Source organism: Hoyosella sp. YIM 151337, assembly GCF_026041215.1.
In the GTDB taxonomy this organism is placed as follows: Bacteria; Actinomycetota; Actinomycetes; order Mycobacteriales; family Mycobacteriaceae; genus Hoyosella.
In genome coordinates, this window is the sequence record NZ_JAPEIQ010000019.1 from 90,694 (window position 1) to 101,677 (window position 10,984).

Sequence of the window (10,984 nt, forward strand, 5' to 3'; positions counted from 1 at the left end):
GGGGCGAACGCGATTGTTGAGCAAGCAGGTTCTAAGCGCATGGGGCAAATACCGGAGGCCCGATGACGAATGGATGCCGCTGGTTCGGCATTGCGAGGATGCGGCCGCTGTCGCGGAGAAACTCTGGGCATCCTGGTTACCCGAGGCAACGCGGAGTTTTCTCAGTCAGGACATGACGCCATCGGAAGCGCATGCTCTCGCGTGCTGGCTGGCATCGATACACGACGTGGGAAAGCTGAGTCCCGCCTTCGCTTCGCAGGTTCCGCAGCTGGCGGATCGGATGAGGGATGCGGGGCTTCAGATGAAGCTAATTGTCGAGCGAAGGCAGGACACGCCTCATTCGCTGGTGAGTCATAAGGCGATAGACGGTTATCTGCAGGGCAGGGGCTGGTCGCGCCGTGCCGCCAAGTCGTACGCGATCGTCGCGGGCGGCCACCACGGGGTGCCGCCGACGGAGTCCAATATCAGAGTCGCAGCAGACCGCGATAACTACGGCGGCGCGGAGTGGACGGCGGCGCGCAACGAACTTCTCGACCACCTGACGCGACTTACCGGTGCCGAAACGTTTCTCGATCGATGGGCAGATTGTCCTTTGTCTCCCCAGCGTCAGGTGTTGTGGACGGCCATCGTGATCATGGCGGACTGGATAGCGAGCAGTGATCGTTTCCCACTTGGCCCGAGGAACCAGTCTCTCCTTACCGCCGAGGCGGCCTGGGCTGACCTGGCTTTACCCGAGAGGTGGAATGCAGCAACGCCGCCACCACTGGAGAATCTTTTCCGATCCAGGTTCAGGCTGAGTGCCGGCGCACGCCCTAATGCTGTGCAGCGGGCAGTGTGGGACGCTGCACATTCGATGCGCGAGCCCGGTGCCCTGATCATCGAGGCACCTATGGGCATTGGGAAGACGGAGGCCGCTCTCGCGGCGGCAGAGGTGTTCGCGGCGCGATTCGGCAGCGGCGGTGTTTTTGTTGCACTCCCAACTATGGCGACGTCGAACGCGATGTTTGCGCGAGTCCTCCAGTGGATCGACGGCCTTGACTCAGTAGATATCGCTAGTGCCGTGCTCGCCCACGGCAAGGCGGAGTTGAACGACGACTATCGGGGCTTACTGTCGGACTTCGCGATTGCGGACATCGGCCGGGACAGTTTCGTTGAAAACGCGCACGTGATTGCTCATAGCTGGCTGCACGGCAGGAAGCGCGGACTCCTCGCAGATTTCGCCGTAGGAACGATCGATCAGTTGCTGTTCGCGAGTTTGAAGGCGCGTCATCTCGCGCTCCGCCACCTTGCCCTCGCGAACAAGGTCGTGATCGTTGACGAGGTGCACGCTGCGGATGCCTATATGACGCAGTACCTCGAAAGGACTCTCGAATGGCTGGGTTCCTATCACGTCCCCGTGATCTTGATGTCCGCGACTCTGCCGGAAGCACACAGGGAGCGGCTTCTCGGCGCCTACGAGTCGGGGAGAGGATGGGCTTCATCGGCGGGCGGCGTTCCGGCCGGTAGCTACCCACGCATAACGGTCTCCGACGGTGCGCGGCGAACGACCGCTGCTGAGATTTCCACCCAGACTCAGGTCACTGTCGAGCGCATGAACGATGACATAGCGGCGCTGCTGTCGAGGATTACTCGCGCCCTTGCCGACGGGGGCTGTGCGGCCATCGTGTGCAACACCGTCGGGCGTGCACAAATGGTCGCCCGGGAGCTTGACCACCGCTTTCCTGGTGAGGTCGTGCTGTTGCATTCGAGGTTCGTGGCTCGGCACCGCGCGGACATCGAATCACGCCTCGTCGACGATCTAGGACGCAGTGGAGACCGACCGCATCGGCGAATCGTCGTAGGTACGCAGGTGATCGAGCAGTCACTGGATCTCGACTTCGACTTAATGATCAGTGACGTTGCTCCGGTAGACCTGATCCTCCAGCGACTGGGACGGTTGCACCGGCACCAGCGAACGCGCCCAGCGAAACTGTCGGTGCCGCGCATCGTCCTCACCGGCGTCGAGGATTGGTCAGCACAACCGCCAGCACCAGTTCGCGAGTCTCGGTACGTCTACCCAGACCTCCACTTGTTGCGCGCCATCGCTGTGTTCCAAGAGCGGAACACACTGGAATTGCCGCAGGACATCTCTGAAGTGGTACGCATCGCGTACGCCGACGAGTTTCCGATGCCCGAAGCCTGGAAGGCGCAGGAGCAGGACGCACGCAAGCGTTTCGCCAAACAGGTCAAAGACTTGGAGAAAGCAGCTGATACCTGGCGCATTTGGCCACCGGCCGCGAGCCCGACTCTTGCTAGCTGGCTGGCAGAGAACATCGGTGAAGTCGATGGTCCACGCGGGCAGGCGAAAGTCCGCGACACGGAAGAGGGAATTGACGTCATCCTTACTCGCCGCGTCGGGAACGGGGTGGCACTGCTCAAACAGTGCGGAGGTGACGAGATCGTCACCGAGTTTCGGCCCAATGACGCCATCGCACGGCGGGCCCTCGGCGGAAGCGTGCGGCTTCCCCGGTCGCTCACTCACCCCAAGGTCGGGGACGCGGTGATCGAGGCCCTTGAAGAACGCATGTACATCGGTTGGCAGGAATCGAACTGGCTCAAGGGAGAGCTTGTCCTCGAGCTGGATTCCGATCTCCGGACTCGACTGCTGAACTACGAAATTCGCTACGACGGCGTGGAAGGACTCATCGTGGAGAAGGAGGATTCCGAGTGACGACGACTAGCAACACACACTTCAACCTGATCGACGAGCCGTGGATAATCATCCGTCCGCGAAACGGTCCCCCACGTGAGGCCTCGATCCGCGAAACACTCGTCGAAGCGGAGGATACTCGAACAATCTTGGGGGACATCCCAACACAGGCTTTCGCGATTGCCCGCGTTCTGCTGGCTATCTGTCGCCGTGCCATCGAATGGGGGGCAGATCCTGTTGGCACCTGGGAAGAAGTCTGGAACCGAGGGTCGCTGCCAATGGATCAGATCGACCAGTATCTCAACCGAGTTCATAGCAGGTTCGATCTGTTCGCCCCGGCGGCGCCGTTCTACCAAGTCACCGGCTTTCAGACGGCAGCAGGCACGTTCCGGCCCGTAGACCTGCTCATCTCGGATATCCCCGCGGGGTCAAAGTACTTCACGACCCGTGCGGGCGCTCGCGCCGAGCGGCTGGCCTTTTCGGAAGCAGCACGATGGGTGGTGCACTGTCAGGCATTCGATTCGTCTGGCATCAAGTCCGGAGACCCCAGGGACCCGCGCACGAAAAACGGTAAGGGATACCCGATCGGGGTTGCCTGGTGCGGACAGCTCGGTGGTGTCTTGTTCGAGGGCAGGAACCTGTTTGAGACGTTGATGTTTAACACCGTGCTGCAGCATCATCGCCGGTCGACGCTATCGGCGGGTGATCTTCCCGCGTGGGAACGTGATGATCCGGGTGTGGGCTGCCGCGAGGACCTCACGCCGACTGGACCTACCGACATCTTGACGTGGCAGAGCCGACGAATCTGTCTACAACGAGAGGGTGACGTCGTCACTGGCGTTCTGGTGGGGAACGGCGATCCAATCGACCCGTACAACCAGCACACGGTCGAGTCTATGACTCGCTGGCGTTACAGCGAGAACCAATCGAAGAAGGCGGGGGAGCCGCGCTATTATCCCAGCCAGTTAGATCCTGGCCGGGCATTATGGCGCGGAATCGAGTCGCTGCTCGCCGATTTGCCCGCACCGGAGGGCAAGCCCTCTCCAGGGTTTGCGCCGGGCGTCGTCGGCTGGATCGACCAGTTGGTCAACGACGGTATTCTCGAGGCATCTCTGCCAGTACGTCCACATGCTCTGGGGCTGCAATACATCAACCAGGCGAGTTTCGTCGGCGCAAGTATCGACGATGAACTTCTTGTCCACGCGTTGCTCCTCGATCACGAAAGCGAGGCGCGCGTATTCGTCACCCGGGCTGTGCAGTGCGCAGACGATGCGGTCTCGGCACTCGCAGCGCTCGCGGGAAACCTCGCGGAGGCGGCGGGTGGCGACCCGGCTGGCGCTCGGTCGACTTCACGCGCTCAGGGCTTCTTTGCCATTGATGCGCCTTTCCGCCGCTGGGTCGCGAACATCCTCCCTGACACGGACTACACAGCAGCTGCACGCGATTGGCAGGTGGAGGTCCGCAATATTGTTGCCGGGCAAGCATATGAGCTGATCGGCAGCGCGGGTAGACCCGCATGGAAAGGGCGCCTCGTCCGTGATCGGTGGCTGGATTCCGCACTCGCCGAGCGCTACTTCTGGGCGGCGCTGCGCAAGGCGCTCCCGAGTGCATTCGAACAGGTCGAAAACAAGGTAGGTGCGCAATGACCGAATCGGTTCTGGTTCCGTTAGAAGAGCGTTCGGCTCAGCCGCCAGATGCTCAGCTACGTGTTGCAGTTGCTGGCTTCGTCTCGTCGCTTCAGGAGCGATACGTCGCGGCGGATGGGGCGGAGGCGGGGGCGACCCTCGCGAAACTTCGCAGAGCTGTCACCGCGGAACCTGGCAGCGTACCCGAAGTATGGGCAGAAACTTTGGGAGCGCTCCCAGAAGCGTTGTGCGCGAGGTTATCCCACCCCGAGATGCCAACGTTGTTTGAACGTGCTGCGCATTCGGCGATCACGTTGTACGCCCTCCATCAGCAATCGCATCGAGCGAGGCGGATGCACAAGCATGGAGTATCGCTAGGAACTGCAGCGCGGATGCTCTCGGCGGCTACCGGGCGCGAGAATGCGGTGCGCAGCCGGTTCCAGGCTGTTGCGCTTGCACAGACATCCAACGGAATCACCTACCATCTTCGGGCCCTGATCTCGATGCTGCGTTCCGAGGAGATCGCACTCGACTACGGACAGATCGCAGTCGACCTGCGTCACCTCTACGGCGGGCGGCGAGCGAACAGTGTGCGTCTTCGGTGGGGACGCGACTACCACCGTGTCAGAGAAACACCCGTAGATCTCGAAAGCGAGATTCGAAAGAATTGAGGAGCAATGGCATTCATCGATGTCCACATCCTGCAGGCCGTTCCGCCCAGCAACATCAACCGTGACGACACGGGCAGTCCCAAGACAGCGGTCTTCGGCGGTGTGCGCCGCGCGCGTGTATCGAGTCAAGCCTGGAAGCGAGCGACGCGCAGGCGTTTCAATGCGACCCTGAACAGATCAGACATCGGATACCGCACCAAGCAGATCGTTGAGCTTCTGGTGGACGAGATCCGCTCGATCGACACGTCGATCGAGTTGCCTGACGCGGAGCTCGCCGCTTCGAATGCTTTCGGATCGGCGGGGATCAAGGTAACGAAACCGAGGCCAGCAAAGAACGCGCCAGAAGACGATGTTGGCATGTCCGAAGCCGGCTACCTCGTGTTCTTGAGCACGAACCAGTTCCACAAATTGGCGGAACTCGCGATCGCTGCCCACAGGGCAGGCGCAAAAATTGGCTCGAAGGAAGCTAAAGCGGCAATCAATTCGGATCACAGCTTCGATGTGGCGCTCTTCGGCCGGATGGTTGCTGACGACGCCGAACTGAGTGTTGACGCGGCGGCTCAGGTGGCCCACGCAATTAGCGTGCACGCAGTTGAACCGGAATTCGATTACTACACGGCTATCGACGACTTGAAAGAGGAAGATAAGGAAACCGGCGCCGGGATGATCGGAACTGTCGAGTTCAACTCCTCGACCTTGTACCGCTATGCGACGGTGAGCGTTCACGGTTTGCGCGCGAACCTTGGAGACGATGCCGCAACTGCCCGCGCAACCGCTGCCTTTGTGGAGTCACTAGCGCTGTCTATGCCGACGGGTAAGCAGAACTCTTTCGCAAACAGGACCGTGCCCGATGCGATTCTCGTCTCGGTACGAGCAGATCAGCCAGTGAATCTCGTCGGCGCATTCGAAAACCCAGTTCAGTTGGGCGCTGAGACCAGTACCGTCCGCACAGCCGTGCGCGAACTGGTGAAGCGCGATAAAGAAGTAGCGTCGGCCTACGGAGCCCCCAGCTACCGCTGGTACGTCAGCGTCGGCGATGCTGTCGAGCCCCTGGAGGGGCACGGTGACCGTGTCAGCGTCTCTGAACTGGTTGACCAGCTTGAGACGCACGTGCTCGGACTCCTTGGTGAATCACTATGACTACCTTGATTATCCGCTTGGCAGCGCCACTGCAAGCGTGGGGAGCAGCGAGTCGATATACCCGTAGGGACACGCGCCACGAGCCGACCAAGAGTGGGATCATCGGATTGCTGGCCGCCGCGCAGGGGTGTCGTCGTACCGATGACATCTCACATCTAGCGGGTTTGCGGTTCGGTGTGCGCGTCGACCAGCAGGGAACTCTGATCCGAGACTTCCAGGTGGCCCGAAGTCTCGACGGTTCGAAAACACTGCCGCTGTCGTACCGCTACTACCTGGCGGACGCCGCTTTTATCGCGGGTGTTGAAGGCGGCCAGGAACTGATCTCGGGTCTTTCCGAGGCCTTGATCAACCCGACCTTCCCTTTGTACCTCGGCAGGCGGTCGTGCCCGCCTTCCGAGCCGCTCCTCATGGAAGTCACCGACGAACCACTATTGGCAGCGCTGCAAGACCAACCCTGGCGGGCCGCGGAGTGGTACCAGAGAAAGCAACCTGATCGACTGCGTCTGAGGATCGTTATAGATAGCGACGGTGACGACTCCGCGGAACTGGTCCGCGATCAACCGAGGAGCTTCGACCCCCGGTACCGAAGCTATGACTGGCGTGCCGTCTCCGAGCATTTCCTCGATATCGACAACCCTTTGGGGACCACCGGCCATGAGCCACTTGCTGCGCTGGGAGGTGTGTGAATTGTACTTGACCAGAATGCCTCTCAACACGCGACGGCGTGGTGCGATGAAACTGCTCACCTCTCCCCAGTCCATGCATGCAGCGGTGCAGTCGGCTTTCCCTCCCAGTTCGCTTGAGCGAGCAGGCGGACGGTCGCTGTGGCGGGTAGACCAGACAAGCGATTCGTTGACGGCGCTCTATTTGGTGAGTCCGATCGAACCTGACCTGAGTCATGTGGCAGAACAGGCAGGCTGGCAGGTCGGTGATATGTGGCAAACCCGTGACTATCGCCCCCTGCTGGACAGGCTGGCGAAGGGCCAGATGTGGGGATTCAAGCTCCGCGCGAACCCGGTATTTCACGGTACGAAAGCGGACAAAGGCTGGGCTGATACCAAGCCGTTAGCGCATGTCACCGTGAGACAACAGGAAGAGTGGCTTGTCCGTCGTGCGGAGACGTGCGGATTTGCGCTGACAAGTTCGGAGGGAACGCACGCGACTTCACGAGTTACGAACCGATCGACGCTGCGCTTCCTCAAAAGCGGGCACCGAGTTGTCATCGCAACGGCAACATACGACGGTGTGCTCACAGTCCAAGATCCCCAAGCACTGAGGCGCACGCTGACAGAAGGCCTGGGGCGGGCGAAGGCGTACGGCTGTGGACTGCTCACACTTGCACCCTTACCGATTGGCGCACCGGGATGAAGGGCAATCCTGGTGCATCTCCGACCCGCCCACGTGAACTAGTACGCGCCACCGACCGCATATCGTTCATTTACCTCGAACGATGCACGATCCATCGAGATGGCAACGCGCTCACAGCAACGGATGACCGTGGCGTGGTTCATATCCCTACAGCGGCCGTCGGAGCAGTCCTGCTCGGACCGGGCACACGCGTCACACATCAAGCAATGCTGCTTATTGGTGAGTCAGGTGCCACAACTGTCTGGGTTGGGGAACATGGTGTTCGCTACTACGCCCACGGACGGCCACTCGGAAGGTCAAGCCGCCTCCTTGATGCGCAAGCCAGAGCCTTCGCATCCCGTGACGGTCGGCTCGCGGTTGCCCGCGCCATGTACGCGATACGCTTCCCAGGAGAAGACACGTCGAAGCTGACAATGCAGCAGTTACGTGGACGTGAGGGTGCACGTGTCCGCCGATGTTACCGAGAGCACGCTTCGCGAACTGGTGTGGAGTGGTCCCGACGCGACTACGACCCGAACGATTTCGCAGCGAGTGACGATGTCAATCAGGCGCTCTCGGCGGCAACTACCTGCCTGTACGGTGTTGCGCACGCTGTGATCGCCGCGCTTGGGTGCTCGCCGGGACTCGGGTTCATCCACACCGGTCACGATCGTTCGTTCGTCTACGATGTCGCGGATCTGTACAAAGCGGAAGTCGCCATACCGGCAGCGTTCGACATAGCTGCAGCAGGGTCCGGTGACATTGCAGGAGACACGAGGCGGCTGGTTCGGGATGCCGTTGTGCGCGAGAAACTCCTCACGCGCTGTGCACAGGACATTAAGTCGCTTCTGTTGCCCGACGCTGGCCCCGAAGAACCTGAGTGGGAGGGAGACGTCGTTTACCTGTGGGACGATCAAGGCCCACCCCTTGCGAGTGGCCAGTCCTACGCGGAACTTGACGAGGATCCGCCGTGGTAGTTCTCGTCATCACCGCGTGTCCTGTGGGACTCCGGGGCCAGGTCACCCGCTGGCTCCTAGAAATAAGTCCCGGCGTATTCGTCGGTGTTCTTTCGCGCCGCGTGCGAGAGCTTTTATGGGAGCGTGTCTGTGAGCTCGTCAAAGACGGTCGGGCGATCATGGTGTATCCGGCGAAAAACGAGCAGAAGCTCGATTTCATGATCCACCGATACGACTGGGAACCCATCGATTTGGACGGTGTGAACCTCGTACGGCGTCCACACACAGGCCAGGCGCTTCAATCGGCGGCGAAACCAAGGGCTGGTTGGAGCAAGGCGAGTCGCTATAGGAAAGTGCACCGTAGGCGGGGAGGATAGCTGGATGAACTGAATGAAAACTCGAAGTCGAACCGAAATTTGCACAGGTCAGCAAGTGTGCTCCCCGCGGATGCGGGGATGAGCCCCGAAGCCGGAGCCGACCGTAGCAGCCGCGCAAGTGCTCCCCGCGGATGCGGGGATGAGCCCGATCGGCGGCGGACACTGCGACCCAGGTGTCGGTGCTCCCCGCGGATGCGGGGATGAGCCCCGACGGCGGCGCCCCCACCGGGCCGCCGCCACGTGCTCCCCGCGGATGCGGGGATGAGCCCCGTCATATCTCGCTACCAGAAGTTCTGCGCTGGTGCTCCCCGCGGATGCGGGGATGAGCCCGCGCATCTCCGCACTCTCCGTGACATCCCCTTGTGCTCCCCGCGGATGCGGGGATGAGCCCCCGTTCATCCTCTCTTCAAGCGCATCCAGCACGTGCTCCCCGCGGATGCGGGGATGAGCCCGTCAGGCATCGGTTACTCCTCGGGTGCGACCGGTGCTCCCCGCGGATGCGGGGATGAGCCCGCCTGCTGCACCTGTGACGCATCAGCGGTGATGTGCTCCCCGCGGATGCGGGGATGAGCCCTGGAAATTCTAAATGCTGGGTCGATCGAGGCTGTGCTCCCCGCGGATGCGGGGATGAGCCCTGAGCCTGATGCTTCGGGTCACGCATATCCCAGTGCTCCCCGCGGATGCGGGGATGAGCCCTCCGGTGGTTCATCAGCCTCCACAGTCACCTGGTGCTCCCCGCGGATGCGGGGATGAGCCCACCGCACGGTTAGCGGCATACATCAGCGCGGGGTGCTCCCCGCGGATGCGGGGATGAGCCCCCTTTCGCGTGGCACGCCCCAGTGTCGGTGGGGGTGCTCCCCGCGGATGCGGGGATGAGCCCTTCCGCCACCCCCACACCACCAGGAGAAGACGGTGCTCCCCGCGGATGCGGGGATGAGCCCACCCACGACGGGAACCACTTCCGCTCACCCCGCGTGCTCCCCGCGGATGCGGGGATGAGCCCCACGTCCACCACCTGATGCCGCACCTGCTCCAGTGCTCCCCGCGGATGCGGGGATGAGCCCTCGCTGCTGGCAGGGTCGGTGGGGGTCCACCAGTGCTCCCCGCGGATGCGGGGATGAGCCCACCCCACCCCCCGGCGCCACACGCACCGAACTGTGCTCCCCGCGGATGCGGGGATGAGCCCCACGTGGACCGCGACTGCATCGTGCTCGTCAGGTGCTCCCCGCGGATGCGGGGATGAGCCCCGGATCATCAGCGGCAGCCGGGGGCTGGGGATGTGCTCCCCGCGGATGCGGGGATGAGCCCGGCGCGCTCGACGCTTCGCTGCCTGAATCGGGGTGCTCCCCGCGGATGCGGGGATGAGCCCACCGGTCGTTTAAGCACCGCGCGGTCAACCCGGTGCTCCCCGCGGATGCGGGGATGAGCCACAACAGCCGAAGCGGTAAAAACGTTTAAAACGCGTGCTCCCCGCGGATGCGGGGATGAGCCCGTTATCGCCCTGTTTCGGCAGGTTCTCCACAAGTGCTCCCCGCGGATGCGGGGATGAGCCCCCTCAAGCCCGATCGGGTCGGGGGGGAAACCGGTGCTCCCCGCGGATGCGGGGATGAGCCCCTCGCCGGATGACGGTCGTGACCCTCTGCTGCGTGCTCCCCGCGGATGCGGGGATGAGCCCCGGGTGACACGCTGAATGTCCGGTATCAGTCGGTGCTCCCCGCGGATGCGGGGATGAGCCCTCACGTGGACACGAATAGTGTCCACTCTGGACGTGCTCCCCGCGGATGCGGGGATGAGCCTGGTCTTCTCCACGGCACGCGGCTCGGCGTACCGTGCTCCCCGCGGATGCGGGGATGAGCCCGATCACTGAAATGATCACTATCACTGGGAAAACTGCTCCCCGCGGATGCGGGGATGAGCCCCGGGCTGTGATCCGGGAGCGGTGGGAGAATGAGTGCTCCCCGCGGATGCGGGGATGAGCCCTGCTGATTCCTCGGGGACACCAAACATAGAAAGTGCTCCCCGCGGATGCGGGGATGAGCCCGCGCGGGGCTACTGCGGGATCGTCAACTACCGGTGCTCCCCGCGGATGCGGGGATGAGCCCGGCACCTACCGGCTCGTGGAAATGATCTGCACGTGCTCCCCGCGGATGCGGGGATGAGCCCGGCACCTACCGGCTCG

At 62.4% G+C, this 10,984-nt stretch carries 8 protein-coding genes and 1 CRISPR repeat array; all 8 genes read left to right on the forward strand.

Going from position 1 to position 10,984, the window contains the following annotated elements; all coding sequences use genetic code 11:
• Positions 1-16 precede the first annotated feature (16 nt).
• Genes cas3 through cas2e form a run of 8 tightly spaced genes read left to right on the forward strand, consistent with a single transcriptional unit; the run spans position 17 to position 8,805 of the window.
• Positions 17-2,710 (forward strand): CRISPR-associated helicase Cas3', encoded by a 2,694-nt coding sequence (gene cas3, locus ONR57_RS09480; protein ID WP_265123022.1) that lies wholly within the window; start codon positions 17-19, stop codon positions 2,708-2,710.
• Positions 2,707-4,335 (forward strand): type I-E CRISPR-associated protein Cse1/CasA, encoded by a 1,629-nt coding sequence (gene casA, locus ONR57_RS09485; RefSeq protein ID WP_265123023.1) that lies wholly within the window; start codon positions 2,707-2,709, stop codon positions 4,333-4,335. Before cas3 ends, casA begins: the two co-directional genes overlap by 4 nt.
• Positions 4,332-4,985 (forward strand): type I-E CRISPR-associated protein Cse2/CasB, encoded by a 654-nt coding sequence (gene casB, locus ONR57_RS09490; RefSeq protein WP_265123024.1) that lies wholly within the window; start codon positions 4,332-4,334, stop codon positions 4,983-4,985. The genes casA and casB overlap by 4 nt, the downstream gene beginning before the upstream one ends.
• Before the next feature lie 6 nt (positions 4,986-4,991).
• On the forward strand, positions 4,992-6,125 hold the full coding sequence (cas7e, locus tag ONR57_RS09495) for a type I-E CRISPR-associated protein Cas7/Cse4/CasC (RefSeq protein WP_265123025.1): 1,134 nt from the start codon (positions 4,992-4,994) through the stop codon (positions 6,123-6,125).
• A complete protein-coding gene (cas5e, locus tag ONR57_RS09500) occupies positions 6,122-6,811 on the forward strand; it encodes a type I-E CRISPR-associated protein Cas5/CasD (RefSeq protein ID WP_265123026.1) in 690 nt (229 codons plus the stop codon). The genes cas7e and cas5e overlap by 4 nt, the downstream gene beginning before the upstream one ends.
• Positions 6,780-7,493 (forward strand): type I-E CRISPR-associated protein Cas6/Cse3/CasE, encoded by a 714-nt coding sequence (gene cas6e / locus ONR57_RS09505; protein WP_265123027.1) that lies wholly within the window; start codon positions 6,780-6,782, stop codon positions 7,491-7,493. The genes cas5e and cas6e overlap by 32 nt, the downstream gene beginning before the upstream one ends.
• Entirely contained in the window at positions 7,490-8,449 is a 960-nt protein-coding gene (gene cas1e / locus ONR57_RS09510; protein ID WP_265123028.1) for a type I-E CRISPR-associated endonuclease Cas1e, read from the forward strand. Before cas6e ends, cas1e begins: the two co-directional genes overlap by 4 nt.
• Positions 8,450-8,472: 23 nt before the next feature.
• Positions 8,473-8,805: a type I-E CRISPR-associated endoribonuclease Cas2e gene (cas2e, locus tag ONR57_RS09515; RefSeq protein ID WP_308198676.1), complete on the forward strand. Its 333-nt coding sequence runs from the start codon at positions 8,473-8,475 to the stop codon at positions 8,803-8,805.
• Between the two features lie 57 nt (positions 8,806-8,862).
• Positions 8,863-10,968: direct repeats of the CRISPR family, unit length 29 nt; unit sequence GTGCTCCCCGCGGATGCGGGGATGAGCCC.
• Positions 10,969-10,984: the final 16 nt, after the last annotated feature.

Excerpts from the sequence above, each read along its gene's own strand:
- casB (WP_265123024.1), top strand. The coding sequence starts at position 4,332 with ATGACCGAATCGGTTCTGGTTCCGTTAGAAGAGCGTTCGGCTCAGCCG.
- cas5e (WP_265123026.1), top strand. The coding sequence starts at position 6,122 with ATGACTACCTTGATTATCCGCTTGGCAGCGCCACTGCAAGCGTGGGGA.
- cas6e (WP_265123027.1), top strand. The coding sequence starts at position 6,780 with ATGAGCCACTTGCTGCGCTGGGAGGTGTGTGAATTGTACTTGACCAGA.
- cas1e (WP_265123028.1), top strand. The coding sequence starts at position 7,490 with ATGAAGGGCAATCCTGGTGCATCTCCGACCCGCCCACGTGAACTAGTA.
- cas7e (WP_265123025.1), top strand. The coding sequence starts at position 4,992 with ATGGCATTCATCGATGTCCACATCCTGCAGGCCGTTCCGCCCAGCAAC.